Genomic DNA, 25,490 nt, shown 5'->3' with positions numbered 1-25,490 from the left:
GCTTACGTCCGTGTCTGACTATCGCTGATGATGGTGTGGCGTAACCTTGTAACTACAATGATCCAAGGCTTGATTCGAAGAGTGCTGGTGTCTGGTGTGATACATAGTTGTAGGTCAATTTTTCAGGCGCTGCAATTAGACTGATGTCTGACCTCTTATTGATTCGGTGAATTGACAACTGGGCCTGCAAATTTTGAATTTTCTTCTGCCCGGAAACGCAAAACCCCCGGCATGCCGGGGGTTTTGTTGACTCGCGGGTGCGATTACTCGTCGAGGAACGAGCGCAGGTGCTCGCTTCTTGTCGGGTGACGCAGCTTGCGCAGTGCCTTGGCTTCGATCTGACGAATCCGCTCGCGGGTCACGTCAAACTGCTTACCAACCTCTTCAAGCGTGTGGTCGGTATTCATGTCGATGCCGAAGCGCATGCGCAGAACCTTGGCTTCACGGGCGGTAAGGCCCGACAGCACTTCGCGTGTTGCTTCTTTGAGGCTTTCAACAGTGGCGACATCGATTGGCGACTGCATGGTCGAGTCTTCGATGAAGTCACCCAAGTGCGAATCTTCGTCGTCACCGATCGGGGTTTCCATGGAGATCGGCTCTTTTGCGATCTTCAATACCTTGCGGATTTTATCCTCAGGCATTTCCATGCGTTCGCCCAGCTCTTCCGGGGTCGGTTCGCGACCCATTTCCTGCAACATCTGCCGGGAAATACGGTTGAGCTTGTTGATCGTCTCGATCATGTGCACCGGAATACGAATGGTGCGTGCCTGGTCGGCAATCGAGCGAGTGATCGCCTGACGGATCCACCAGGTGGCATAAGTCGAGAACTTGTAGCCACGACGGTATTCGAACTTGTCCACAGCCTTCATCAAGCCGATGTTGCCTTCCTGGATCAGATCGAGGAATTGCAGACCACGGTTGGTGTACTTCTTGGCGATGGAGATCACCAGACGCAAGTTCGCTTCAACCATCTCTTTCTTCGCGCGGCGGGCCTTGGCCTCACCGATCGACATGCGACGGTTGATGTCCTTGATCTCGGCGATTTTCAGGCCAGTCTCTTCTTCCAGTGCAGACAGCTTCTGCTGGCAACGCTGGATGTCAGGCTGCAGGCGACCGATGGCTTCGGCGTATTTGCTCTTGCCCTTGGCCAGTGCGTCAGTCCAGCTTTCGTCGACTTCGTTGCCCGGGAACTGGCGCAGGAAATCGGCGCGCGGCATACGTGCATCACGTACACACAGCTGCATGATGGCGCGTTCCTGGGCGCGAAGACGCTCGAGGGCACCGCGTACACGCTCTACCAGACCTTCAAACTGTTTTGGAACCAGTTTGATCGGCATGAACAGTTCGGCCAGTGCAACCATTTCGGCAATGGCGTGCTTGTCGTCGCGACCAAATTTCTTCAGAGCCTTGCGGGTGATTTCCATTTGATCGGAAACCGCACCGAAGCGCTGCTGGGCGATGACCGGATCAGGACCGCTCTCGACTTCGTCTTCTTCGTCGCTGGCGTCTGCCGACTCTTCCTCGTCGTCATCGGCACCTTCGGCCTTGACGGCTTTGGGGTCGACAGGCGGCGGGACTTCGGCAGGCGGCGCAATGCCGTCGTCCGGGTCGATATAGCCGCTCAGGACATCGGAAAGGCGACCGCCTTCACTGGTGACGCGTGTGTATTCGGAGAGAATGTGGTCAACCGTGCCTGGGAAGTGCGCAATTGCGCCCATCACTTCACGGATGCCTTCTTCGATACGTTTGGCGATTTCGATTTCGCCTTCACGGGTCAGAAGTTCAACGGTGCCCATTTCCCGCATGTACATACGAACAGGATCGGTGGTACGACCGATGTCGGTCTCGACCGCTGCCAACGCTGCAGCCGCTTCTTCTGCGGCTGCCTCGTCGGTATCGGCGTCGGCCAGCATCAAGGCGTCCGCATCCGGAGCACTCTCGTGTACCGGGATCCCCATGTCGTTGATCATGCGGATGATGTCTTCCACCTGCTCGGGATCTGAAATATCCTCGGGCAAGTGGTCGTTGACCTCTGCGTAAGTCAGATACTTCTGCTCACGACCCAGGGTGATCAACTCTTTGATACGAGATTGCTGTTGCGCTTTTCCGGACATAACACCCTATCCACTGAAGGTCTTGGCGGGCAAAAAACAAGCCGAGGATTATACCCGAGCTATGACCTCACGCGCCAGTTGAGGTCGGGGTTTGTGCGGGAACATTGCGATTTAGCAGTTCCCTAAGCTGAATTTTCTCTTCTGCGCTCAGCTCGGTCTGCCGAGCCTTGCTTATCAGATGTTCCAGACTGCGCTCGCGCTGGCGAGCGGATAAGCTAGTTATAGTGTCGAAAAACTGTTGTTCAAGGTTATCGGCCTCAATCAGCCATTCCTTTTCTGCCAGAGCACGCAGCAAGCGGCCCTGTTCAGTCCCGTGCCATCGCGCTATCAACTGTAACGACCGAAGGTTCGGATTCTTTTGCCGGGCTTCGATAAGAGCGACCAGCAGTTGTGCGTTGGATTGGTCTTCTGCAGCGAAATGGCTGGCATTTTCGACCTTTTCCGCCAATTCGGGGTGATGCAGCAAGGTTCTCAGTGCGGCCTGCATGGGCGGCTCGACGGCGGTGGGAACACGCGGCGTTCGAGGTTCGAAGTCCTGGCGCTTGCCTTTTTTGCCCCAGGATTTGTTGTCCCATTTTTTTTGATTCGGACCGCCGGTTTTCTTTTGCGTCCATTCCTGCTGAGGCTCGTAACCGCCTTGTGGCTGGTAATCGGCAAAATCAGGCATGGCGTCGTAGTCGACGTACGGGTCGTAACTCGGTGGCGCCTCTGCCGGCGCGCTCTGTACCAGCTGGCTGACGGCCTCGCCGGTCAGCCCGGTAATTTCGGTCAGGCGCTGACGCATCAGAATACGCAGGTTCGCGCCGGGCACTTTGTCGATCAATGGCGCCGCGAGGGTGGCCATGTGCGCCTTGCCCTCCAGCGAGCGCGGGTCGGACTCTTTGGTCAGTTGCTCGAAAAAATAATCGGCCAGCGGCTGCGCGTGCTGATTGATGCGTGCCTTGAACGCGTCGGTGCCTTCGGAGCGCACCAGCGTGTCCGGGTCTTCGCCTTCGGGAAGAAACAGAAAGCGCGCCCGGCGTCCGTCCTGCAGGTTCGACAGGGTCGCTTCCAGCGCACGCCATGCAGCGTTGCGTCCGGCCTGATCGCCGTCGAAGCAGAACAGTACGTTGGGTACGACCCTGAACAGGCGCTTCAAATGCTCTTCGCTGGTTGCTGTGCCCAGAGTCGCCACGGCATTGCGCAAGCCTTGCTGGGCCAGGGCGATGACGTCCATGTAGCCTTCAACGACGATGATTTCATCGAGGTTGCGATTGAATTTGCGCGCCTCGAACAGCCCGTACAGCTCCTGACCCTTGTGGAACACCGGCGTTTCCGGGGAGTTCAGGTACTTGGGTTTGTCATCACCCAGTACACGGCCGCCAAAGGCGATGACGCGCCCGCGCGAATCACGGATCGGAAACATCACCCGGTCGCGGAAGCGGTCGTAGCGCTTTCCGGTTTCGGCGTTCTCGATCAGCAGCCCGGCATCGATCATCACCTTTTGCTGCAAGGAGTCGCTGCTCAGGTGTTTGTACAGGTTGTCCCAGCCGGGCGGCGCGAAGCCCAGGCCAAAGTCTCTGGCGATTTCGCCGGACAGCCCGCGGCCCTTGAGGTAATCCACCGCAGCCTTGCGTGACGGGTGGCTTTTCAGGGCCTGGCGATAGAACTCGGCGGCGGCGGTCAGCAGCGGGTAGAGCGGGGAATCGGTCGGTTGCCGAGGCTTCTGGCCTTTTACGCTTTGTTCGCGAGGCACTTCCATGCCGGCGGCCTTGGCCAGGTCTTCGACAGCCTGGGGGAAGTCCAGGTTGTCGTGGTCCATGATGAAGCCGAGCGCGTTGCCGCCTGCGCCGCAACCGAAGCAGTAATAGAATTGCTTGTCCGGGCTGACGCTGAAAGAGGGGGTTTTCTCTTTGTGGAACGGGCAGCACGCGGTGTAATTCTTCCCGGCTTTCTTGAGCTGCACGCGCGAACTGACAACATCGACAATATCGGTGCGGTTCAGAAGGTCGTCGATAAAGCTCTGGGGAATCAGCCCGGCCATGGCGTTCTCATCATTCAAGCGTGGTGCAAAAGTATCGGACGACTCTACGAGCGTTCCGTCAGCCTGTCAGCCGTCTTTTTTGAAGACGTCGGCAATAAACGGGCACGTCTTTGCATCCGAAGGACGGTGTTGGCCTGAAAGGAATGAAGCTTGATCCTGCGAGAGGATCGGAAAGGCCACAAGCTTCGCTGCCCACGCGAGTGGTCAGAGCCTGGGGACACGGAAGACGCTGCCTTGGCTGAGCTTCTTGCGAAGTCATCAAGGCATACTCGTCTTGTCATCGGTCGATGTGCTGCCCGAGTGGGCATGACCGATGTGGCCTGTGAACAGGCTGGACGTGCTTGAATGAATGTCTGAGTCGCATCGGCGGCCTGGACAGGGTCAATCAATAAAGCGAACGCAAAACAGCGAAGCTGTAACTGCCGACAGCCCGGCTGGTTGGCCGGGCAAGGCAGAAGCTTGCGACGAAGGTCTGTAAATTAATACAGACGAACGGCGCGGCGCTGTTCGCGCTGGACTTTCTTGGCGTGGCGTTTGACAGCAGCTGCTGCCTTGCGCTTACGCTCCGAAGTCGGCTTCTCGTAAAATTCGCGGCTACGAACTTCAGCCAGAACACCGGCTTTTTCGCAGGAGCGCTTGAAACGACGCAGAGCTACGTCGAAGGGTTCGTTCTCTTTAACTTTGACGGCTGGCATCCAGAGCTACCTTCATTCATTACCGGGGTCAACGCTCAGTGCAAACACTGCACAAAAGTACGTCGGTTTTTAAGGGTTGCGGATGTTAACCCCTCATTGAGAGGAATGCAAAGCCTCTGATCGAAAACCGCTGGTCGGCACCTCGGTCGGCGACTATTATGCGCGCCTTCAAATCTGCCCCCTACAAGGCGCAACCCCATGCTAGTACTGGGATTAGAAACCTCCTGCGACGAAACCGGCGTCGCGTTATACGACAGCGAACGCGGTTTGCTTGCGGACGCATTATTCAGCCAGATCGACCTGCATCGTGCCTATGGCGGTGTGGTACCGGAGCTGGCTTCGCGCGATCACGTCAAGCGCATGCTGCCCCTGATTCGCCAGACACTGGCCGAGGCGGACTGCGTGGCCACTGATATCGACGCCATTGCCTACACGGCCGGCCCTGGCTTGGTCGGCGCCTTGCTGGTCGGCGCTTCGTGCGCTCAGGCGCTGGCGTTCGCCTGGGATATCCCGGCGCTGGGCGTGCATCACATGGAAGGTCATCTGCTGGCCCCGATGCTGGAAGAAAACCCGCCACAGTTCCCGTTCGTCGCCTTGCTGGTGTCGGGCGGCCATACGCAACTGGTGCGCGTCGACGGCATCGGTCAGTACGAGCTGCTGGGCGAGACGCTGGATGATGCCGCAGGCGAGGCCTTCGACAAGACCGCCAAGATGATGGGCATGCAGTACCCCGGCGGCCCGGAGATTTCAAAGGCGGCCATGCAGGGCGTGGCAGGGCGCTTTGTCTTCCCTCGGCCGATGACCGATCGTCCCGGGCTGGAATTCAGCTTCAGCGGCCTGAAAACCTCTGCGCTCAATACCTGGCAGCAATGCCGGAATGCTGGAGACGACAGTGAGCAAACCCGCTGCGACATCGCTCTGGCCTTCCAGCAGGCGGTAGTGGAGACTTTGACCATCAAGTGCAAGCGCGCGCTGAAGCAGACCGGTCTCAAGAGCCTGGTGATTGCCGGTGGCGTCAGCGCCAACAAGGCACTGCGTGCTTCGCTGGAAAGCATGCTTGGCGACCTGCGCGGCCATGTCTATTACGCACGGCCCGAGTTTTGTACCGATAACGGCGCGATGATCGCGTTTGCCGGGTGCCAGCGTTTGCAGGTCGGGCAGAAGGAAGATTTGAGCATCAGCGTGCAGGCACGCTGGCCCATGGAGCAGTTGTCGGGGCTGTGACGGCAGACCAGGCGGGTTACGCCTCAGAAATGTCGTTCGCGCCCGGCGAGCAGGTCGCGTAGATTGCCGCGATGGCGCCAGACGATGAGCAGGGTCAACACGCTCATCGGCAGCAGCGCATGAGGCTCCTGCCACGCCAGCAATGGCAGTGTCAGGGGTGTGGCGATCAGGGCGGCAAGCGAGCTGGTGCGGGTCAGGTACAGCGTCAGCAGCCAGGCGACTATCGCCAGGGCAGCGGCGGGCGGATACAGGCCCAGCAGCACACCGGCGGCGGTCGCTACGCCTTTGCCACCGCGGAAGCGGAAGTACACCGGGAACAGATGGCCCAGCACTGCGCAGACGCCGATCCAGCCCTGTTGTGCGATGTCCATGCTCAAGGTGCTGGCGATCAGGATCGGTACCAGGCCTTTGCAGAGGTCGCCGAGCAGGGTCAGGATGGCGAGTTTTTTCCCGGCCAGACGTAGCATGTTGGTCGCGCCGGCATTGCCGGAGCCACTGGCGCGCGGGTCCGGCCTGCCGCTCAGGCGGCTGAGCAGGATGGCGAAGGACAGCGAGCCAAGCAGGTAGGCGAAGGTGGCCAGTAACCAAAACATGCGAACCATTCCGGGCGAGGATGCCCTGATTCTAACGGCGCATCGCGCCCTTGTCGTGCAGTGGAGAGTAGTGCTTGGACAGAGTTTTCATCGAGGGCCTTGAGGTCGATACGGTCATTGGCGCTTATGACTGGGAGCGTGGCATTCGTCAGTGCCTGCGTCTGGACCTCAGCTTTGCCTGGGACAATCGCCCCGCAGCCGCAGGCGACGATCTGAGCAAGGCCCTCGACTACGCCAGTGTCTCGACACGTATTCAGGCGTTCGCCGAGCAGGCACAGTTCCAGTTGGTGGAGACCTTCGCCGAGCGACTGGCTGAAGTGCTGATGGGTGAATTCAATATTCCCTGGCTGCGCCTGAAACTGACCAAGCCTGGTGCTGTAGCGGCCGCTGCCGGTGTGGGCGTGGAGATCGAGCGCGGATGTCGCTGACGCGGATTTTCCTCGGCCTGGGGAGCAACATCGAGCGTGAGCGTCACCTGATTGCGGGGCTCGATGCGCTGGATGGCTTCCTGACCGATCTGAGCTGTTCGCCGGTTTTTGAAAGCCATGCCGTGGGTATCAAGAGCGGGCCGTTCTTCAATCTCGTCGTATCGGCGCTGACTGATTTGCCCCTGATGGAGCTGGATCGTCGCCTGAAATTCATCGAAGCGGACAATGGCCGCTACGCCCCGGATCGCAAAGGGTTGCCGCTGGATATCGATGTGCTGCTGTATGGCGAGCAGGTCGGTAATTTCGACGGGCTGATCCTGCCGAGGGCAGAAATCCTGAAGAATGCCTTCGTGCTTCGCCCATTGGCGTTGATTGCCCCTGAACGTCTGCATCCCGGTGTGGGCATTGCCTTCAGCAAACTCTGGGCTGATGCGCAGATCGATCAGCAGCTTTGGCCTGTGGCGTTCGAGTGGCGCGGGCTGGCACTGACGCCTGAGGATTTGCTGCGTAGCTGAGGTCATCCTCGTCTTTCAGCCCGAGTGCAGAGCGTCCATGGCTGCGCATAGTTACGAAAAGTGCTCCCCCGGACACCTCTCGTTCCTCACGCTCCGCGTCACACAGTGCTGGTCTTGTAGGTTTTCAGTGCCTTCAAGCGCTCATTCTTCAGCGCGTCACCCAGTTCCTTGCCTTTCAGACCCTGTTCCAGCAACGGCTGTACTGATACCGCGCGTGCGGCCTCGGCGGCGCCGCGCAGGTAGTCGGCCTGTGGATAACTGCGTTGTTCGAAGCCGTGACGTCCTCGGGCGTCCATCTCGCACGCTGCAATGAACTCTTCAAAGCGCTGCGGGCGGCGGTAGACGTCGAAGCTTTGCAGCAACTCCAGCAGGGTCGAAGGTTTCAACTCCAGCGCACGGTGGCCGTGGGTATGGTACTGGCCGACCAGCAGCGCCAGTTCCTGGCAGTCCCTCGGCACACGAAAACGCTCGTTGACCGCTTTTATCAGGCGCAGGCCTGTGTGTTCATGAGCGATGTGCCTTGGCCATTCGGCTTCCGGCGTCAGCCCTTTACCGAGGTCGTGCAGCAGGCAGGCCCAGCGCACCGTCAGCGGGTGTTTGTGGCGTGCGGACTGCTCGAGGACGCTGAGCACGTGGACGCCAGTGTCTATTTCCGGGTGATGCGCCGCCGGCTGCGGTACACCGAACAACGCTTCGACTTCGGGCATCAGCTCTTTGAGCGCGCCGCAGTCGTGCAGCACCTGAATGAATACCTGAGGCTGTTCTTCCATGAGCGCGCGCGAGATTTCCTTCCAGCTTCGCTCGGCAGTCAGCGCCTTGAGTTCGCCCGATTCACTGAGCTGTCGCATCAGCCCAAGGGTCTCGGGCGCGATGGTAAAACCGTAACCGGCGTAGCGTGCGGCGAATCGCGCTACGCGCAGAACCCTGAGCGGATCTTCGGCGAAAGCGGGGGAAACGTGACGTAATATCCGCGCTTCCAAGTCCTTCTGGCCGTTGTAGGGGTCGGTTAAATTACCGTCCTTGTCTTCAGCCATGGCGTTGATCGTCAGGTCACGCCGAATCAAATCCTGCTCAAGCGTCACCTCGGGGCTGGCGTGGAAAACAAAGCCCCCGTAGCCCACGCCGCTCTTGCGCTCGGTGCGCGCCAGCGCGTATTCCTCATTGGTCAGCGGATGCAGAAACACCGGGAAATCTGTACCGACCGGGCGATAGCCCTTGATCAGCATGTCCTCGGTGCTTGCACCGACCACGACCCAGTCGATGTCCGTGACAGGTTGACCCAGAAGACGGTCGCGTACAGCACCGCCCACTTTATAAATCTGCATAAAAAGCCTCCGTAAGCGCGACAGGATAAACCTTGTGTCGTACTTGCGGAGGCTAAAGCTGCATGAACAAGCGTTTAAAACCCTATTCCCCTAGTGCTTAAAGGTGAACGACCGCCATATCAAGCCGGGGATATTCACTGTCGGCATGCTCGCCTTTCGGGGGGACGTGATGAGTCTTGACCACCTGATCGCCCTGCAGGGTTTCCAGGTGGATGTCAAAGCCCCACAGCCGGTGCAGGTGCTTGAGCACCTCGTCTGTCGAGTCACCGAGTGGTTTGCGATTGTGCTGTTGATGGCGCAGGGTCAGCGAGCGATCGCCTCGGCGGTCGATGCTGTAGATCTGCACATTGGGCTCCCGATTGCCCAGGTTGTACTGCGCAGCGAGTATTTCGCGAATGGTCCGATAGCCGTTTTCATCATGAATGGCGGGCACCAGCAGGTCCTCCTGCTGGTCGTCGTCCATGATGCTGAACAGCTTGAGGTCGCGAATCACCTTGGGCGACAGGTACTGGAGGATGAAGCTCTCGTCCTTGAAGCTGGTCATTGCGAATTTGATCGCCGTGAGCCAGTCGCTGCCGGCAATTTCCGGAAACCACTGGCGGTCTTCGTCAGTAGGGTTTTCGCACATCCGGCGGATGTCCTGATACATGGCAAAGCCCAGCGCGTAGGGATTGATACCGCTGTAATACGGACTGTCGAAACCGGGCTGGAAAATCACGCTGGTGTGCGACTGCAGGAACTCCATCATGAAGCCGTCGGTGACCAGGCCTTCGTCGTACAGATCATTCATCAGCGTGTAATGCCAGAACGTCGCCCAGCCTTCGTTCATCACCTGGGTCTGGCGCTGTGGATAGAAATACTGCGCGATCTTGCGCACGATGCGCACCACTTCACGCTGCCATGGCTCCAGCAGCGGGGCGTGTTTCTCGATGAAGTAGAGAATGTTTTCCTGCGGCTCTGCCGGAAAGCGCGCGTTGTCTTCCTTGCTGCTCTTGTCGGCACTTTTCGGGATGGTGCGCCACAGGTCGTTGATTTGCCGCTGCAGGTGCTCCTCCCGGTCCTTCTGCCGACGCCGCTCCTCTTCGGCGGAAATCGGGTAGGGGCGCTTGTAGCGATCCACCCCGTAGTTCATCAGTGCATGGCAGGAGTCGAGCAAGTCCTCCACGGCATCGATGCCATGCCGTTCCTCACACTGCATGATGTACTGCTTGGCAAACACCAGGTAATCGATGATCGAGCTGGCGTCGGTCCAGGTGCGAAACAGGTAGTTGCCCTTGAAGAAGCTGTTATGGCCATAGCACGCATGAGCCACGACCAGCGCCTGCATGCAGATGGTGTTCTCTTCCATCAGGTAGGCGATGCACGGGTCGGAGTTGATGACGATCTCGTAGGCCAGGCCCATCTGGCCTCGCGAATAGGATTTTTCCGTGCTGAGGAAGTGTTTGCCGTAGGACCAGTGGTGATAGCCCAAGGGCATACCCACCGAGGCATAGGCATCCATCATCTGCTCGGCCGTAATCACTTCGATCTGGTTGGGGTAGGTATCCAGCGCATACCGCTCGGCAATCCTGCCGATTTCGCGGTCGTAGGCGCGGATCAGTTCGAATGTCCACTCTGACCCCGTGGAGAGGGGTTGGCGCTTCTGCTCTCTGGCGGTCATGACACTAACCTTCGCTGAAAGAGTTCGCGGAATACCGGGTAGATATCACCGGCAGAGACCAGCTGTTGCTGGGCAAACGTGTCGGCAAAATCTTCACCGATGCGTTCGTATTCATACCACAAGGCCTGATGCTCACGCGGCGTGATTTCCACGTACGTGTAGTACTGCACGAAGGGCATGATCTGTTTGGTGAGGATTTCCCGGCAGATGGGCGAATCATCGTTCCAGTTGTCGCCATCCGACGCTTGTGCCGCGTAGATATTCCAGTCACTGCTCGGGTAGCGTGCGGCCATGATTTCCTGCATCAGTTTCAAGGCGCTGGAAACGATGGTGCCGCCGGTTTCCCGGGAATAGAAAAACTCTTCCTCGTCCACTTCGCGGGCGCTGGTGTGGTGACGAATGAAGACCACGTCGATCTTGTCGTAGTTACGTTTGAGGAACAGGTACAGCAGGATGAAGAAGCGCTTGGCGATGTCCTTGGTCGCCTGGGTCATGGAACCGGAGACGTCCATCAGGCAGAACATGACCGCTTTGGAGCTGGGGTTGGGTTGCTTGACCAGCAGGTTGTACTTGAGGTCGAAGGTGTCGAGGTAGGGCACACGACGAATGCGTGCCTTCAGTCGGTCGATCTCTACTTCCAGTTCCTGAATGTCACCAAAGTTATCCGGCTCTTCGCGCTTCATGCGTTCAAGCTCGGCGGTCGCTTCCCTGAGTTTCGCCCGGCTGCTGCCGGACAGTGCAATGCGGCGTGCATGTGCCGAGCGCAGCGTACGGATGATGTTGATCCGCGACGGGTTGCCCTCGTTGCTGATCCCGGCGCGCACAGTCTTGAAGGTGTCGGTGCCGGTCAGGTTACGCTTGACCAGATTCGGCAGCTCCAGGTCTTCGAACATGAATTCGAGAAATTCTTCCTGAGTAATCTGAAACGAAAACTCATCCATCCCTTCGCCGGAGTTGCCTGCCTTGCCGGGGCCTTTGCCGCCACCGCCGCCTTGAGGGCGGGCGATGTGCTCACCTGTGGTGAACTCCTTGTTGCCAGGATGAACAACGGTCTGCTTGCCGCCGCGACCGTGGTGCAGGACCGGTTCGTCGATGTCACGTCCGGGAATGCTGATCTGCTCGCCGTGTTCCATGTCAGTGATGGAGCGTCGGCTGACCGCTTCCTCCACCGCCTTCTTGATGTGGTCACGGTAGCGCCGCAGAAACCGCTGGCGGTTTACCGTGCTCTTGTTCTTGCCGTTGAGACGTCGGTCGATCACATAGCTCATAGGCTCCTCCGGGGAGCTTCAAGTTGTAAGCCTCAAGCTGCAGGCGAGCCGCGATGAATCCCGAGCCCGGGGGGTGATCGCTTTTCGCCTGCAGCTGATAGCTTGAAGCTTGCAGCTGCTTTACTGCGATTTCCGCACGCGCAGATACCATTCGGAAAGCAGACGTACCTGCTTGTCCGTGTAGCCCCTCTCGACCATTCGTGTCACGAAGTCGTTGTGCTTCTGCTGATCCTCTTTGCTGGCCTTGGCATTGAAGCTGATAACGGGCAGGAGGTCCTCGGTGTTGGAGAACATTTTCTTCTCGATCACCACCCGCAGCTTCTCGTAGCTGAGCCAGGTCGGGTTCTTGCCGTTGTTGTTGGCGCGGGCACGCAGCACGAAATTGACGATTTCGTTGCGGAAATCTTTCGGGTTGCTGATGCCAGCCGGTTTCTCGATCTTTTCCAGTTCCTCGTTCAAGGCCACACGGTTGAGAATCTCGCCGGTTTCCGGATCGCGGTATTCCTGATCCTGAATCCAGAAGTCTGCATACAGCACATAGCGGTCGAAAATGTTCTGACCGTACTCGCTGTAGGACTCCAGGTACGCCGTCTGGATTTCCTTGCCGATGAACTCGATATAGCGCGGTGCCAGGTATTCCTTGATAAAGCGCAGATAACGCTCGCGCGTTTCGGCGGGGAACTGCTCCTGTTCGATCTGCTGTTCCAGCACGTAAAGCAGATGCACCGGGTTGGCGGCGATTTCGTGCGGATCGAAGTTGAAGACCTTGGACAGAATCTTGAACGCGAAGCGGGTAGACAGACCATTCATGCCTTCGTCGACGCCCGCACTGTCGCGGTACTCCTGGATCGACTTGGCTTTAGGGTCGGTGTCTTTCAGGTTCTCGCCGTCATACACGCGCATCTTGGAGTAGATGTTGGAGTTGTCCGGCTCTTTGAGGCGCGAGAGCGTGGTGAACTGCGCAAGCATTTTCAGGGTGTCCGGCGCGCAGTGCGCCTTGGACAGCGAGCTGTTGAACAGCAGCTTGTCGTAGATCTTGATCTCGTCGCTGACACGCAGGCAATACGGCACCTTCACGATGTAGATACGGTCGATGAAGGCTTCGTTGTTCTTGTTGTTGCGGAAGCTGTGCCATTCCGACTCGTTGGAGTGCGCCAGCAGGATACCGGTGAACGGGATCGCGCCCAGCCCTTCGGTACTGTTGTAGTTGCCTTCCTGGGTTGCGGTAAGCAGCGGATGAAGGACCTTGATCGGTGCCTTGAACATCTCGACGAATTCCATCAGGCCCTGGTTGGCCCGGCACAGCGCGCCCGAGTAGCTGTAGGCGTCGGCGTCGTTCTGCGGGAATTCTTCCAGTTTGCGGATATCCACCTTGCCGACCAGCGCAGAGATGTCCTGGTTGTTTTCGTCGCCAGGCTCGGTTTTCGCCACGGCAATCTGGTTGAGAATCGACGGATAGAGCTTCACGACCTTGAACTGGCTGATGTCGCCGCCGAACTCGGCCAGGCGTTTGGTCGCCCAGGGCGACATGATGGTGCTCAGGTAGCGTCGCGGAATCCCGAAGTCTTCTTCGAGAATCGCGCCGTCCTCCGTGGCGTTGAACAGGCCCAAGGGCGACTCGAAGACTGGCGAGCCCTTGATGGCGTAGAACGGGACTTTTTCGATCAGTTGCTTGAGTTTTTCCGCCAGGGACGATTTACCGCCACCCACCGGGCCGAGCAGATACAGGATTTGCTTCTTCTCTTCCAGGCCTTGGGCGGCATGGCGGAAATACGAAACGATCTGGTCGATGCATTCTTCCATTCCGTGGAAGTCGGCAAAGGCCGGATAGCGGCGTATGACCTTGTTGGAGAAAATGCGCGACAGCCTGGAGTTGGTGGAGGTATCCACCAGTTCAGGTTCGCCGATAGCCAGCAGAAGACGTTCTGCGGCAGAGGCATAGGCGCTGCGGTCCTGTTTGCAGAGCTCAAGGTACTCCTGTAGCGAGAGCTCTTCTTGCCTCGTGCTTTCGAAGCGTTGTTGGAAGTGGCTGAATATACTCATGACGTCACCTCGCTCGATACGTGGAGCCGGCGGCGGATCGTCAGTCGATGCTGGCAGCAGCCGCTTAACGGCCACTGTTTCCCCCCAGAACACCCTAAAAGTAACTACCGATGACCCACGCGCCGGTGTACCGGCTCTCCCCTGAATACGGATGGCCTAGGCTAAGGATAGTTCGGATTCGGAAAGATAAAGAAGGGATGCGCGAGAAGACGGGCTGACCGTTCGTCAGATGGCTCGCGAGCCCGCGTAGAACGCGGGATCAGCTGTCATAAAAATATTTTCTATCAGCCTTGCACGGTTTCTTGTGGGTAAGTGGCGCGCCACAGCTCGAAACCGCCGTCCACGCTGTACACATCGGAGAAACCCTGGCTGACCAGATAGGCTGCAGCGCTCTGGCTGGAGTTGCCGTGGTAGCAGACGACCACCAGCGGCTTGTCCAGGTCGGCTTCGCGGATGAAGTCGGCGATCGAGTGGTTGTCCAGATGCACGGAATCGGGAATGTGATTGCTCTCGAAAGCCTGCGGATCCCGGACATCGACCAGCACGGCGCCTTGCTCGCGCAGAGCCTGGGCCTGTTCGGGTGGGATACGTTTGAATTCAGTCATTGCCTGGGCTCCTGAGCCTGAGGTTACGGAAGGGGAGTAGCGCCGGGTTGCACTCGGGTAACAAGCCCGTCTGCGGCATTGCCCATAGCATCGCAATTGCACTGATGGCGTTCAAGCGTATCGACATTGAGCAGCGTCATCGAACCGCCCCAGACACATCCGCTGTCCAGGGCAAAGACGTCCGGTTCGTCGCAGCGACCTTCAAGCGCAGCCCAGTGGCCGAAAATGATTTTCACGTCGCGGGTCTTGCGGCTCTGGTGGCTGAACCAGGGCGCGTAGCCAGGTATCGCGGTGCCGACCCCTTCCTTGCTCTTCAGATCGAGCTTGCCGTCGCTGGTGCAGAAGCGCATACGCGTGAAGTAGTTGGTGATGACCCGCAGACGCGTCACGCCTTGCAGGTCGTTGTCCCACCTGGTCGGTTCATTGCCGTACATGCCGTCAAGAAAGGCGCCGTACAACTGCTCGTCCTGCAGCGCGTGCTCGACTTCGGCAGCGTGCTTCAAGGCCTTTTTCAGCGTCCACTGTGGTGCGATACCGGCATGCACCATGGCGACATTGCGTTGAGCATCGTAATGCATGAGCTTTTGCCGACGCACCCAGCCGAGCAGGTCGTCACGGTCAGGCGCTTCAAGGATTTCAAGCAGCGTGTCGCCTTTTTTCAGCAGCTCTTTTTTGCGCGCCACTGCAAGCAGGTGCAGGTCATGATTACCCAGCACGCACACCAGCGATTCGCGAAGGCTGTACAGGTAGCGAAGCGTTTCCAGCGATTGCGGACCACGGTTAACGAGGTCACCTACCAGCCAGAGGCGATCCTGCTCCGGGTTGAAGTGAACGTGCTCGAGCAGGCATTGCAGAGGTTCGAGGCAGCCTTGCAGGTCACCCACGGCGTACACCGCCATCAGTGCAGCGAGCCCGGAACGGCCAGCCGGAATGGCTCGATGACGGCATCGAAGCGTTTGCCGTCTTCGGCCAGCATCTGATAGGTGCCCTGCATGTTGCCGACCTTGGTGGTCATGACCGTACCACTGCTGTAGGTATGGCTGTGGCCGTTCTTGATCAGTGGCTGCTGGCCAACCACGCCTTCGCCACGCACTTCCTCGACATTGCCATCACCGTCGGTGATGACCCAGTGCCGCGACAGCAGTCGGGCAGGTAACTCGCCGTTGTTGTGCACGGTGATGGTGTAGGCGAAAGCGAAGCGGTTCTGCTCGGGTTGCGACTGCTCCGAGAGGAAGCGTGTGACGACGCTGACGTCGACCTTGTAACGAGAATCGGGCATGCAATAGGCCTTGAAATCCATAGCTGCGAAAAAAGGGCGTGTGCGGCAGGTAGATCAGTCTAGGACAAGTAAGCGGAAAATGACGACTGAGCCTGCCGTTTACTTGTCCCCAGGGTTCACTCTGTCACAACTTTTTCGCTGAGAGTGTCCGCCAGACGAACGAATGCAGCCAGATCGAGCTGCTCGGGGCGCAAGCTGCCGTCTACTCCGGAAGCGGTGATCTCATCGCTGGTCAACAGCAGCTTGAGCGTGTTGCGCAAGGTCTTGCGACGCTGGTTGAACGCTTCACGCACGATGCGCTCCAGCACACGGTGATCCTTGGCAGGGTGCGGCAGTGTTTCGTATGGGACGAGGCGCACAATGGCCGAGTCCACTTTCGGCGGCGGGTTGAACGCACCCGGTCCGACGTTGAACAGGTGCTCCACGCGGCAATGGTACTGGACCATGATCGACAGACGACCCCAGTCACCGCCGCCGGGTCCGGCAGCCATGCGCTCGACCACTTCCTTTTGCAGCATGAAGTGCATGTCGCGGATCAGGCTGGCGTTCTGCAGCAGGTGAAAAATCAGCGGTGTCGAGATGTTGTACGGCAGGTTGCCCACCACCCGCAGGCTGCGCGGTTCGGCGCCGAGGGTGTTGAAGTCGAACTTCAGTGCATCGCCCTGATGCAGGTTGAAGTTCGGCTTGCTGGCGAACTGACCGTTCAGGATCGGAATCAGGTCCTTGTCCAGCTCGACCACGTCCAGCTGAGCGCCGCTGTCGAGCAGGCCCTCGGTCAGTGCACCCTGGCCCGGCCCGATTTCCAGCAGCCGGTCTTCAGGTCTGGCACGGATGGCACGCAGGATCTTGTCGATAACGCCTGCGTCGTGCAGGAAGTTCTGCCCGAAGCGCTTGCGCGCCCGGTGTTGGTATTGCTCGGTCATGAATGGGTCTCGGCCATCTGGTAGGCGGTTTGCAGTGCGACGTGCAGGCTGCCGGTGTCGATGTTCGCGGTGCCAGCCAGGTCCAGCGCCGTGCCGTGATCGACAGAGGTGCGGATGATTGGCAGGCCGAGCGTCACATTGACCGCTGCGCCGAAACCTTTGTATTTCAGCACGGGCAGGCCCTGATCGTGGTACATCGCCAGCACTGCATCGCAGTGCTCCAGATATTTGGGGGTAAACAGAGTGTCTGCAGGCAGCGGGCCGCGCAAGTCCAGGCCTTCGCTGCGCAGGCGCTCCAGAGCAGGTTCGATGATGTCGATTTCCTCACGACCCAGATGCCCGCTTTCGCCGGCATGAGGGTTGAGGCCGCAGACCAGAATGCGTGGGTGGGCAATGCCGAACTTGGTGACCAGATCAGCGTGCAGGATGCGTGTCACTCGCTCCAGACGATCCGCTGTGATAGCGTCGGCCACATCGCGCAACGGCAGGTGAGTGGTCACCAGTGCCACGCGCAGGTCGCCGGTTGCCAGCATCATCACCACCTGTTCGGTGTGAGTCAGTTCAGCGAGAAATTCGGTGTGTCCGGAAAATGCGATACCGCCGTCGTTGATGACGCCTTTGTGCACCGGGGCGGTGACCATGCCGCTGAACAGCCCATCCAGGCAGCCCTGGCCGGCGCGGGTCAGGGTTTGCAGGACGAACGCCGCGTTGGCCTTGTTCAGTACGCCGGTTTCCACCGGAGCAGCCAGTGGCGTATCCCAGACGTACAGACTGCCGGCAGGTGCAGGCAGGTCGGGAAACGCTTCGGGGGTGACATCGATCAGACTGACCGCTACACCCAGTTGCGCGGCCCGCTCCAGGAGCAGGTCACGGCTGGTAATGGCAATCAGGGGGTATGGCTGAGGCTGCGTGGCGAGCAGCAGGCAAAGGTCAGGACCTATGCCGGCCGGCTCGCCGGGTGTCAGTGCGAAACGCTTGGGTTTCACTGTGCAGCCTGGGTCGCGCCAGGGAGTTTGATTTCAACGTAGGCTTCGTCGCGGATCTGACGCAGCCAGGTTTGCAGCTCTTCGTCGTACTTGCGGTTACGCAGTACGTTCAGCGCCTGCTGTTCGCGAGCCTGATCGGTAGCGTCCGTGGAGCGACGACCGAGCACTTCGAGGACATGCCAGCCGTACTGGGTCTGGAACGGTTTGGACAAGACGCCTTGTGGTGTTTCGCTCATGACCTGACGGAATTCCGGAACCAGAGAATTGGGATCAACCCAGTTCAGATCGCCGCCATTGAGTGCAGAACCCGGATCTTCCGAAAAGCTTTTTGCCAGCTCGGCGAAATCTTCGCCGTTCTCGATGCGGTCGTAGATCTTCTGGGCAAGACGCTTGGTCTCTTCCTCATTACGGATTTCGCTTGGCTTGATCAGGATATGACGCACATGCACTTCATCACGCATTTGCGCCTGACCCTGACCGCCACGCTTTTCCAACAGCTTGAGAATGATGAAACCACCCGGCGTACGCGCAGGAGGCGTTACGTCACCGACCGGCATCGAGCTGAGCATGTCGCCGAAGGGTGGTGGCAACTGTGCAGCCTTGCGCCAGCCCATGTCGCCGCCTTCCAGTGCGTTTTCGCTGGACGAGGAGGTGGCTGCAAGACGGGTGAAGTCAGCACCTTTCTTCAGCTGGTCGTAGATACCCTTGGCCTTGACCGCTGCGGCCTGGATGGCGTCCGAAGAAGCGCTGTCAGGTGTGGCGATCAGAATGTTGGCCAGGTGAAACTCTTCAGACAGCTGAGCCTTGCCCATATCGGAGGCGAGGAAGTTCTTCACTTCCTGCTGGGACACCTGGATACGTTCGGCCACCCGGCGCTGACGCACGCGGCTGATGATCATTTCCCGGCGCACCTGTTCGCGCGCATCGTTATAGGACAGGCCGTCATGCGCCAGCGCGGCGCGGAACTGCTCCACGCTCATGTTGTTGCGCTGGGCAATGGTGCCGATGGCCTGGTTCAGCTCTTCGTCGGAGACTCGAATGCCAGACCGTTCGCCCATCTGCAACTGCAGGTTTTCCAGGATCAGACGATCCAGAACCTGTGGTTGCAGGGCTTCGGCAGGCGGTACACCAGAGCCACGCTTGGCAATGGTCTGCTGAACTTCACGTACACGCTGGTCCATCTGGCTTTTCATGATCACGTCGTTGTCGACGATGGCCACGACACTGTCCAGAGGTTGAACCGCAGCATGCACTGCACCGCTCAGGAGTAACGCGCCCAGCATCAGCGGGCGCAGACAATCAGAAAGCTTGGTCTTCACGTTCACGATAACCTTGGATGCCTTTGTCGAGGAAGCTGTCTACTTTGGCGCCAGTTACACCGCCGAGCCCCTTCAACACGATTTGTAGGAATATGCCGCGGTCGCCTTTCTCGTTCTGAGGTGCTGCCTGGCTGAATTCGTCGTAGTCGATCCAGTAACGATTGACCAGACGCATTTTCCAGCAGCAGTTGTCGTACTCGAACCCGCCGAAAGCTTCGATGGTGCGTTCACGGTTGTAGTCATACTGCCAACGGCTGATCAGGCTCCACTGCGGCACGATCGGCCAGATGACCGAGAAATCGTGCTGCTGAATCTTGTAGTAGTCCTTCACGTAGTTTGGCGAACCCGGAGTGCCGTAGTCGCCACCGCCCACGACCCAACGGCCGGTGCTTTCGTCGTAACGAATCTGGTCGTTACGATAGCGATAGCCGAGGTTGACGACCTTGTTCGGGTTGTCTTCAGGCTGGTAGTGGAACATTGCGCTGCCCGAACGGGTGCTTCGGCTGTCCGGATCCCAGTTGAAATCGGAGTTGAAGCGCCAGTCGCGGTTGAAGCGGTATTCGTATTCCAGTGCGTAAGGCGAAACGTTGGAGCGCGCATCGTCACGGTCAGCGAACGCGACACCCGGCAACTGCACCTTGCGGTCTTCGAAATACAGCGCCTGACCGATGCTGAAGCGTTGACGTTCGAAACCGTTGTTCTCGATCCAGCGGTTGGTGACGCCCAGCGACAGTTTGTTCTCGTCGCCGATGCGGTCGGAACCGGTGAAGCGGTTGTCACGGAACAGCGAGGCGAAGTTGAACGTGCTTTCGCTGGTGTCGAATACCGGGATGTCGGTCTGGTCTTTCTCGGGAACATAGAGATAGAACAGGCGCGGCTCCAGGGTCTGGCGGTAATCCTTGCCGAACCAGTTGGTATTGCGGTCGAAGTACAGGCCGCTGTCGACGCTGAAGATCGGTACGCTGCGGCTTTGGCTGCTGCTGTACTCTTCGCCGGCCAGCAGGGTGTTTTTGCCCTGGCTGTCCAGATCCAGATCGTATTGCGTGTAGACATACTTCAGCTTCGGCGTCAGGAAGCCATAGGTCCAGTTCATCGGCAAGCTGACCGACGGTGCCAGGTTCAGGCGATCACCGTTTGCGCGAGCCAGGCCGGAGATGTTGTTGTCCAGACGTGTTTCGGAGTTGCCATCTTCATCGATGAACGCGCCGCTGCGCAGGTCACGCTCGAAGCGCACCGCTTCAGTCTGATAATCGAACTTCAGGCCGCCGGGGTTGTAGGGCAACGTACCGTTGAGCGTCAGCTGAGGCAGGCGGTTGTACGGCGTAACGTTGGCAACCGTCGCCAGCTTGTAGGCCTGAGCATTGAGCACTGCCGAGAAGCTGTCGCCACGGTAGGTCAGGGAGCCCTGCTGGTTGAGGAAGTCTGTTCTTTTCACGCCGATCTGATCGGTTTCCAGATCCTGGAAGTAATACGGATCACTGATATCGGTGTAATCGACCTGGGTCAGCCAGCGCGTATCAAGCCCGCCCTTGTGCTGCCAGTTGATCATCCAGCGGGTCTTGTCGTAATCGGACTGCTGTTTGCGGTCGTCATTCTCGTCGTTCAGGTACGCGCCGCCAAACTGACCTTCGCTGCCCTTGGTCAGGTAGCGGAACTCGCCTTCCATCAGCAAGCCACGATCAGCCATGTAACGCGGGTACAACGTGGCGTCGTAGTTCGGTGCCAGGTTGAAGTAGTACGGGGTGACCAGCGTGAAGCCGTTGTCGCCACCTGCTGCAATGGTCGGCGGCAGGAAACCGGACTGACGACGGTCGTCGATCGGGAAGTAGATATACGGCGTATACAGAACCGGTATGTCCTTGACCCGCAGGGTAACGTTGGTCGCGGTACCGAAGCCGGTGGCCGGGTTCAGCGTGATGTTGTTGCCCTTGAGCGTCCAGGCGTTGCTGTTCGGCTCGCACGTCGTGTAGGTACCGTCCTTGAGCCGGATGATCGCGTTCTCTGCACGCTTGGCGTACAGGGCGTTACCGCGAATGTTCGACTTGTGCAGGACGTACTCGGCGTTGTCGACACGGGCTTCGCCGGTGTCGAGTTGCAGTTCGGCCTTGTCACCGACGATCAGCGCACCGTTGTCGCGCAGACGGACATCGCCGTTCAGCTCGCCACGGTTCTCGGCCTGATGCAGTGCAGCCTCCTGGGCCTGCACCTGCATGCTGCCCTGGCGCATCACCACATCACCGGCCAGCGTTGCGACCTGCGCGTCCTGTTCGTAACGCGAAGCCTTGGCTCCCACGAACATCGGCGCGTCTTTCATCGGCGTCTTGTCGTCCATGCCAGGACGGATCGGCTCGACGTAGGCACCCGAGCAATACGGGCCGGTCTCGGCCAGTTGCGCTGCGGTAAGCTTTTCGCGAGGAACCCAATCGAGGTGGCTGTAGTCAGCACTACGCGACTTCAGACCTTTGCCCTTGGCTTCAGTGACCAGTTGCGTACCCGCAGACTGTTCACCCGAAGAGGTGCCTTGTGAGGTGACCGTGCCGTTGGAGCTGACCGACGTCGTGTCATGCACGGGGCGCGGAGGCAGATCCACTGCAGCAGCATTGGATTTCGGCGCACAGTTCCAGGCACCCGAAGCAGAGACTGAGCAGTCATACTGTTCCGCGGCGACCACGAACTGAGTGGCCAGAGGTTGCATCGCCAGCAGACTGCCGGTTACGAGCAACGGAAATTTTTTACGAAACGCGGGGGATTTCAATGCCATCTTATTAGTCCGGGCTTCCTGCGCGCCATCTGCCCGCGGGGGGGCCGCACGCCTCTCGATGGGCTGAAAAAGATTCCGGATAATAAAGCATGACCCGCTTGACGGCTAGCGCCGTCGGAGACCCTTGTAATGTCAGATCAAGATATACGCCTGCAATCCCTGAAAGTTTGGCTCGATGAGCAGTTGCCGGCGCTGTTTTCGGCGCACGGTTGGGGCGCCGTGCCCCCGGCTACGTTGACTGCGGCCAGTAGTGACGCAAGTTTTCGCCGTTATTTTCGCTGGGAGGGTGCGGGCCGAACTTTTATTGTCATGGACGCCCCTCCACCGCAGGAAAACTGCAAACCGTTCGTGGATATCGCTCATTTATTGGAAAAGTCGGGCATTAATGTTCCAAAAATTTATGCCGAAGACCTGACACAAGGCTTTTTGCTGCTCAACGATCTGGGTCGTCAGACTTATCTGGATGTCATTGACGCCGACAATGCCGATGCCTTGTTCGCTGATGCCATTCAGGCGTTGCTGGCTTACCAGCAACTGCCTATGGACGCGCCGTTGCCCAGCTATGACGTCGCGTTGCTGCGCCGTGAACTGGAGCTGTTTCCCGAGTGGTACGTGAAGCGGCACCTGGGTGTCGAGATGGACGAGGCGCAGCTGAGCGACTGGCAGCAGGTCAGCGAGCTGCTGATCAACAGCGCCCTGGCACAGCCCAAAGTGCTGGTGCATCGCGACTACATGCCGCGCAACCTGATGATCAGCGAGCCCAATCCGGGCGTGCTGGATTTCCAGGACGCGGTCTATGGCCCGGTTACCTATGACGTGACATGCCTGTTCAAGGACGCATTCCTGAGCTGGCCACAGGAGCGCGTGAGTGACTGGCTGCGCACCTACTGGGATCAGGCGCGGGCCATCGGCATTCCGGTACAGGAAGACTTTGCCGCTTTCGAGCGCGCCAGTGATCTGATGGGCGTACAGCGACATTTGAAGGTGATCGGCATTTTTGCCCGTATTTGCCACCGCGATGGAAAACCTCGTTACCTGGAAGACGTTCCGCGCTTTTTCGCTTATATAGAGGCGGTACTGTCACGTCGCCCAGAGCTGGCGCAGCTCGGGCAATTGCTTACCAGTCTGCAGCCGGTAGACACCGCTGTCTGACAGAAACCGTCAACGTGATAAACAGCCGGTTTTATAAAGGGCCGCTTTGAAAGATGGCCACTTTGGAAAAGATCTTGATTGTGTCGAAGAGGACTGCATGAAAGCGATGATTCTCGCTGCCGGTAAAGGCGAGCGAATGCGCCCGTTGACCCTGCACACGCCCAAACCGTTGGTGCGTGTCGGGGATGTACCGTTGATCGAATACCACCTGAACGCCTTGCGCGATGCAGGGTTTCACCAGTTGGTCATCAACCATGCGTGGCTGGGCCAGCAGATCGAGGATTACCTGGGCGACGGTCAGCGTTTCGACCTGAGCATCCGTTACTCCCCCGAAGGTCTGCCGCTGGAAACGGGCGGCGGCATACAGCGGGCGTTGCCATTGCTTGGCCTGGAGCCGTTCGTGGTGATCAACGGGGATATCTGGACCGATTACGACTTCGGCGCATTGCGCGTGCCGCTTGAAGGCCTTGCGCACCTGGTACTGGTCGATAACCCCGCGCATCATCCGACAGGTGATTTCTCGCTGGTCGATGGTCAGGTGCGCGACGACGATTCGGCGGGGCAGCGGCTGACCTACAGCGGTATCGCCATCCTCCATCCACAGCTGTTTGCCAACTGCGAGCCCGGCGCGTTCAAGCTCGCGCCGCTGTTGCGCGAGGCGATGCATCAGGGGCTGGTCACGGGTGAGCACTACAGAGGGCGCTGGGTCGATGTCGGTACCCACGAGCGCCTGGCTGAAGTCGAGCAGTTGCTTGCGGAGACTCGCTGAATGCTCTGGCCCGGCACATTGATCGGCGCTGGAGCCGGTTATGCAATTGCCAGCATTCCAGGCGCGATGCTCGGGGCTCTATTGGGTCAGGCGCTGGATCGGCGCCTGAAACTGCAGAGTTGGGCGCATCTGCGTGAGCGCCTGGGTGGACGTGCAGCGATCCCCCAGAATGACCTGCTGTTTGTGTTGCTGGGCCGTCTGGCCAAAAGTGGCGGACGGGTTCTGGCCAGCCATATCCACCAGGCACGTATCGAGATGCGCCGTTTGAATCTGAACGAGACGGATCAGTTGCGCGCCATCAACGCCTTCAAGCGCGGCCGCGATGGCAGCGATGGCCTGCGCAGTTATCTGCGTGGTCTGCAAGGGCAGCCGGACATTGCCGAAGATATGTTGCGTGCCTGCTGGCGGATGGCCTGGGCGGACGGCAAGGCTTCTCGGGTCGAGCGCGAGCTGATCGGGGTATGGGGGATGTGGCTTGGCTGGACAGGGCCGCAAGTCGAGGCGCTGGCTGCTGACCACGACCCCATGAAGCGCTCGCCGATCAGCAGCGGCGACGACTACAAAAGTGCGATGACGCTGCTGGGGGTAAGGTCGGACACCGATCCTTTGAGCATCAAGCGCGCCTATCGGCGTCTGCTCAGCCGCCATCATCCTGACAAGATTGCCGGTTCGGGCGCCAATCCTCAGCAAGTGCGGGTGGCGACCGAGAAGACCAGCGAGTTGCACAATGCCTATCGGGTGGTCAAAGCCCGACGCGGGTTCAACTGAACCTGCTGGTGCGTGTGGCGCTTATTTTTCCTCTTTGGCGTCTATCCAGCCACGAACACGGCGGAATAGCTGCTCTTGTTCGGTATCTCCGCTGCCGGCGATGTTGATCAGGCCGATCTGGGTAAAGCCTGGCCCCTTGGTGCGTTTACTGGCCTGCAGGCGGGCCTTTGCGGCCTCGTCAGGTGAGTTTTTGTAGATGAAGTCGACGGCTTTTACTTTCAGCTGAGGCACCATGTCCAGCAGCGAAGGCTTGGCATTCATAGGCTCACGCGCCGCCAGCATCACCAGTTTCTGCACCACAGGCGATGTCCGCTCATTGAGGAACCTGGCCGCCCAGTACGCGCCGCTGCTGTGGCCGATCAGCACGATACTGCGTGCCTTGTTCTGCTGCGCAAAGCTGATCGCACTTTCGATCCGCGCGAAGATGCGCTCGGCCTGAGCCTTGTCGAGCGCTTCGTCGGCAGCAGCCTTGGCCGTTTCAGCCGCAGCCAGGGCCTCGGCTTCTGCGGCCGGGTCTTTTGCCGTCGCGGTGGCGTCCTTGGGGGTTTCCTTCGGTGCGTCAGTGGCTTTGGCGGTGTTTGCATCTGCTGGAGCAGCATCGGGCTCGCGTGCTCCTGGCGTGTTGTCGAGCGGGTCCGGCAGGGTGATGCTCAGGCTCGACCAGCCCACATCCGGAAACTTGCGTCGCAGCGGGCCGACAGCGTCGGGCCAGTCCGGTGACTCGGCGTCGCCAGGCACAATGATGACCGCGCCTTCAGGGGCCTCAGTGTTGGCGGGTTTCCAGAGCGCGAGAAAGCTGTCGTCTCCAGCCTGAAGTTGTTGCTGATCTTCGCGCGGCAATTGACGTTCCAGCGCTATTGCGTCTTCCTGCGAGCGGCTGAGCAGCGGGGCTCTTTCGACGGGCGCTTCTGCAGCCGCGTCCTTGGCCGGGGCAGGCGCCGGGTCGGCTGCGAGGGCAGGCAAGGCGCAAGGCAGTATCAATGACAGAAACAATGCAGGAAACGTTGCGCGAAAGGTGTAGGACATCGGATATTCCAAGC

22 protein-coding genes are annotated in these 25,490 nt (G+C 59.1%); 6 read left to right on the top strand and 16 right to left on the bottom strand.

Annotated elements, in window-relative coordinates; genetic code table 11:
• Positions 1 to 263: 263 nt before the first annotated feature.
• The 3 genes from rpoD to rpsU form a co-directional block, all read right to left on the bottom strand.
• Positions 264 to 2,114: an RNA polymerase sigma factor RpoD gene (gene rpoD / locus QRN50_RS12630; RefSeq protein ID WP_003411788.1), complete on the bottom strand. Its 1,851-nt coding sequence runs from the start codon at positions 2,112 to 2,114 to the stop codon at positions 264 to 266.
• Positions 2,115 to 2,181: 67 nt separating this feature from the next.
• Positions 2,182 to 4,137, bottom strand: coding sequence for a DNA primase (gene dnaG, locus QRN50_RS12625; RefSeq protein ID WP_003411786.1), 1,956 nt, complete (start codon positions 4,135 to 4,137; stop codon positions 2,182 to 2,184).
• Positions 4,138 to 4,616: 479 nt separating this feature from the next.
• Positions 4,617 to 4,832 (bottom strand): 30S ribosomal protein S21, encoded by a 216-nt coding sequence (gene rpsU, locus QRN50_RS12620; protein WP_002551877.1) that lies wholly within the window; start codon positions 4,830 to 4,832, stop codon positions 4,617 to 4,619.
• A gap of 198 nt (positions 4,833 to 5,030) precedes the next feature.
• Between rpsU and tsaD the strand changes: the two genes are divergently transcribed.
• Positions 5,031 to 6,056 carry a tRNA (adenosine(37)-N6)-threonylcarbamoyltransferase complex transferase subunit TsaD gene (gene tsaD / locus QRN50_RS12615; RefSeq protein WP_003394970.1) on the top strand — a complete coding sequence of 342 codons (1,026 nt, stop codon included), beginning with the start codon at positions 5,031 to 5,033 and terminating at the stop codon, positions 6,054 to 6,056.
• 23 nt (positions 6,057 to 6,079) lie between these two features.
• On the opposite strand, the gene plsY is transcribed toward tsaD, so the two are convergent.
• A complete protein-coding gene (gene plsY / locus QRN50_RS12610) occupies positions 6,080 to 6,649 on the bottom strand; it encodes a glycerol-3-phosphate 1-O-acyltransferase PlsY (RefSeq protein WP_003402056.1) in 570 nt (189 codons plus the stop codon).
• 74 nt (positions 6,650 to 6,723) lie between these two features.
• On the opposite strand from plsY, the gene folB reads away from it, so the two are divergent.
• Both folB and folK read left to right on the top strand, forming a co-directional pair.
• Positions 6,724 to 7,077, top strand: a complete 354-nt coding sequence (gene folB / locus QRN50_RS12605; protein ID WP_003316242.1) for a dihydroneopterin aldolase — start codon at positions 6,724 to 6,726, stop codon at positions 7,075 to 7,077.
• Positions 7,068 to 7,592 carry a 2-amino-4-hydroxy-6-hydroxymethyldihydropteridine diphosphokinase gene (gene folK / locus QRN50_RS12600; RefSeq protein ID WP_096127038.1) on the top strand — a complete coding sequence of 175 codons (525 nt, stop codon included), beginning with the start codon at positions 7,068 to 7,070 and terminating at the stop codon, positions 7,590 to 7,592. Before folB ends, folK begins: the two co-directional genes overlap by 10 nt.
• A gap of 98 nt (positions 7,593 to 7,690) precedes the next feature.
• Here folK and QRN50_RS12595 read toward each other — a convergent pair whose 3' ends face one another.
• From QRN50_RS12595 to QRN50_RS12545, 11 genes are all read right to left on the bottom strand, one after another.
• The gene (locus QRN50_RS12595) at positions 7,691 to 8,917 is read right to left on the bottom strand and encodes a multifunctional CCA addition/repair protein (protein ID WP_003402052.1); all 1,227 of its coding nucleotides are present in this window, start codon (positions 8,915 to 8,917) and stop codon (positions 7,691 to 7,693) included.
• Positions 8,918 to 9,014: 97 nt separating this feature from the next.
• Positions 9,015 to 10,577 carry a SpoVR family protein gene (locus QRN50_RS12590; protein ID WP_003402050.1) on the bottom strand — a complete coding sequence of 521 codons (1,563 nt, stop codon included), beginning with the start codon at positions 10,575 to 10,577 and terminating at the stop codon, positions 9,015 to 9,017.
• A complete protein-coding gene (locus QRN50_RS12585; RefSeq protein WP_011269137.1) occupies positions 10,574 to 11,845 on the bottom strand; it encodes a YeaH/YhbH family protein in 1,272 nt (423 codons plus the stop codon). The genes QRN50_RS12590 and QRN50_RS12585 overlap by 4 nt, the downstream gene beginning before the upstream one ends.
• Before the next feature lie 120 nt (positions 11,846 to 11,965).
• On the bottom strand, positions 11,966 to 13,888 hold the full coding sequence (locus QRN50_RS12580) for a PrkA family serine protein kinase (RefSeq protein ID WP_003316247.1): 1,923 nt from the start codon (positions 13,886 to 13,888) through the stop codon (positions 11,966 to 11,968).
• A gap of 284 nt (positions 13,889 to 14,172) precedes the next feature.
• On the bottom strand, positions 14,173 to 14,493 hold the full coding sequence (gene glpE / locus QRN50_RS12575; RefSeq protein ID WP_003402047.1) for a thiosulfate sulfurtransferase GlpE: 321 nt from the start codon (positions 14,491 to 14,493) through the stop codon (positions 14,173 to 14,175).
• 23 nt (positions 14,494 to 14,516) lie between these two features.
• A complete protein-coding gene (locus tag QRN50_RS12570; RefSeq protein WP_011269135.1) occupies positions 14,517 to 15,392 on the bottom strand; it encodes a symmetrical bis(5'-nucleosyl)-tetraphosphatase in 876 nt (291 codons plus the stop codon).
• Positions 15,392 to 15,772, bottom strand: coding sequence for a Co2+/Mg2+ efflux facilitator ApaG/CorD (gene apaG / locus QRN50_RS12565; protein WP_024639778.1), 381 nt, complete (start codon positions 15,770 to 15,772; stop codon positions 15,392 to 15,394). The genes QRN50_RS12570 and apaG overlap by 1 nt, the downstream gene beginning before the upstream one ends.
• Positions 15,773 to 15,888: 116 nt before the next feature.
• Positions 15,889 to 16,695, bottom strand: coding sequence for a 16S rRNA (adenine(1518)-N(6)/adenine(1519)-N(6))-dimethyltransferase RsmA (gene rsmA / locus QRN50_RS12560; protein ID WP_003402042.1), 807 nt, complete (start codon positions 16,693 to 16,695; stop codon positions 15,889 to 15,891).
• Positions 16,692 to 17,681, bottom strand: a complete 990-nt coding sequence (gene pdxA, locus QRN50_RS12555; RefSeq protein WP_003402040.1) for a 4-hydroxythreonine-4-phosphate dehydrogenase PdxA — start codon at positions 17,679 to 17,681, stop codon at positions 16,692 to 16,694. Before pdxA ends, rsmA begins: the two co-directional genes overlap by 4 nt.
• Positions 17,678 to 19,000 (bottom strand): peptidylprolyl isomerase, encoded by a 1,323-nt coding sequence (locus QRN50_RS12550; RefSeq protein WP_024639777.1) that lies wholly within the window; start codon positions 18,998 to 19,000, stop codon positions 17,678 to 17,680. The genes pdxA and QRN50_RS12550 overlap by 4 nt, the downstream gene beginning before the upstream one ends.
• Positions 18,981 to 21,761 carry an LPS-assembly protein LptD gene (locus QRN50_RS12545; RefSeq protein WP_060400820.1) on the bottom strand — a complete coding sequence of 927 codons (2,781 nt, stop codon included), beginning with the start codon at positions 21,759 to 21,761 and terminating at the stop codon, positions 18,981 to 18,983. Before QRN50_RS12545 ends, QRN50_RS12550 begins: the two co-directional genes overlap by 20 nt.
• Positions 21,762 to 21,890: 129 nt before the next feature.
• On the opposite strand from QRN50_RS12545, the gene QRN50_RS12540 reads away from it, so the two are divergent.
• The 3 genes from QRN50_RS12540 to QRN50_RS12530 all read left to right on the top strand — a co-directional run bounded on the left by QRN50_RS12540 (position 21,891) and on the right by QRN50_RS12530 (position 24,450).
• On the top strand, positions 21,891 to 22,913 hold the full coding sequence (locus QRN50_RS12540; RefSeq protein ID WP_032655944.1) for an aminoglycoside phosphotransferase family protein: 1,023 nt from the start codon (positions 21,891 to 21,893) through the stop codon (positions 22,911 to 22,913).
• 97 nt (positions 22,914 to 23,010) lie between these two features.
• Positions 23,011 to 23,682 (top strand): N-acetylmuramate alpha-1-phosphate uridylyltransferase MurU, encoded by a 672-nt coding sequence (gene murU / locus QRN50_RS12535; RefSeq protein ID WP_003402035.1) that lies wholly within the window; start codon positions 23,011 to 23,013, stop codon positions 23,680 to 23,682.
• Positions 23,683 to 24,450 (top strand): DnaJ domain-containing protein, encoded by a 768-nt coding sequence (locus tag QRN50_RS12530; protein ID WP_024642762.1) that lies wholly within the window; start codon positions 23,683 to 23,685, stop codon positions 24,448 to 24,450.
• A 21-nt stretch (positions 24,451 to 24,471) separates the two neighbouring features.
• Here the strand turns inward: QRN50_RS12530 and QRN50_RS12525 are convergent, their stop codons facing one another.
• Entirely contained in the window at positions 24,472 to 25,476 is a 1,005-nt protein-coding gene (locus QRN50_RS12525; RefSeq protein ID WP_024651923.1) for an alpha/beta hydrolase family protein, read from the bottom strand.
• Between the last annotated feature and the right edge of the window lie 14 nt (positions 25,477 to 25,490).

Origin of the sequence: Pseudomonas sp. MEJ108 (assembly GCF_030208985.1) — a bacterium.
GTDB lineage: Bacteria > Pseudomonadota > Gammaproteobacteria > Pseudomonadales > Pseudomonadaceae > Aquipseudomonas > Aquipseudomonas fragariae.
Note: the sequence above shows the minus strand (reverse complement) of the source record. Positions and strands in the feature narration are given on the sequence as shown.

Excerpts from the sequence above, each read along its gene's own strand:
- rpoD (WP_003411788.1), bottom strand. The coding sequence starts at position 2,114 with ATGTCCGGAAAAGCGCAACAGCAATCTCGTATCAAAGAGTTGATCACC.
- dnaG (WP_003411786.1), bottom strand. The coding sequence starts at position 4,137 with ATGGCCGGGCTGATTCCCCAGAGCTTTATCGACGACCTTCTGAACCGC.
- rpsU (WP_002551877.1), bottom strand. The coding sequence starts at position 4,832 with ATGCCAGCCGTCAAAGTTAAAGAGAACGAACCCTTCGACGTAGCTCTG.
- tsaD (WP_003394970.1), top strand. The coding sequence starts at position 5,031 with ATGCTAGTACTGGGATTAGAAACCTCCTGCGACGAAACCGGCGTCGCG.
- plsY (WP_003402056.1), bottom strand. The coding sequence starts at position 6,649 with ATGTTTTGGTTACTGGCCACCTTCGCCTACCTGCTTGGCTCGCTGTCC.
- folK (WP_096127038.1), top strand. The coding sequence starts at position 7,068 with ATGTCGCTGACGCGGATTTTCCTCGGCCTGGGGAGCAACATCGAGCGT.
- QRN50_RS12595 (WP_003402052.1), bottom strand. The coding sequence starts at position 8,917 with ATGCAGATTTATAAAGTGGGCGGTGCTGTACGCGACCGTCTTCTGGGT.
- QRN50_RS12590 (WP_003402050.1), bottom strand. The coding sequence starts at position 10,577 with ATGACCGCCAGAGAGCAGAAGCGCCAACCCCTCTCCACGGGGTCAGAG.
- QRN50_RS12585 (WP_011269137.1), bottom strand. The coding sequence starts at position 11,845 with ATGAGCTATGTGATCGACCGACGTCTCAACGGCAAGAACAAGAGCACG.
- QRN50_RS12580 (WP_003316247.1), bottom strand. The coding sequence starts at position 13,888 with ATGAGTATATTCAGCCACTTCCAACAACGCTTCGAAAGCACGAGGCAA.
- glpE (WP_003402047.1), bottom strand. The coding sequence starts at position 14,493 with ATGACTGAATTCAAACGTATCCCACCCGAACAGGCCCAGGCTCTGCGC.
- QRN50_RS12570 (WP_011269135.1), bottom strand. The coding sequence starts at position 15,392 with ATGGCGGTGTACGCCGTGGGTGACCTGCAAGGCTGCCTCGAACCTCTG.
- apaG (WP_024639778.1), bottom strand. The coding sequence starts at position 15,772 with ATGCCCGATTCTCGTTACAAGGTCGACGTCAGCGTCGTCACACGCTTC.
- rsmA (WP_003402042.1), bottom strand. The coding sequence starts at position 16,695 with ATGACCGAGCAATACCAACACCGGGCGCGCAAGCGCTTCGGGCAGAAC.
- QRN50_RS12545 (WP_060400820.1), bottom strand. The coding sequence starts at position 21,761 with ATGGCATTGAAATCCCCCGCGTTTCGTAAAAAATTTCCGTTGCTCGTA.
- QRN50_RS12540 (WP_032655944.1), top strand. The coding sequence starts at position 21,891 with ATGTCAGATCAAGATATACGCCTGCAATCCCTGAAAGTTTGGCTCGAT.
- murU (WP_003402035.1), top strand. The coding sequence starts at position 23,011 with ATGAAAGCGATGATTCTCGCTGCCGGTAAAGGCGAGCGAATGCGCCCG.
- QRN50_RS12530 (WP_024642762.1), top strand. The coding sequence starts at position 23,683 with ATGCTCTGGCCCGGCACATTGATCGGCGCTGGAGCCGGTTATGCAATT.
- QRN50_RS12525 (WP_024651923.1), bottom strand. The coding sequence starts at position 25,476 with ATGTCCTACACCTTTCGCGCAACGTTTCCTGCATTGTTTCTGTCATTG.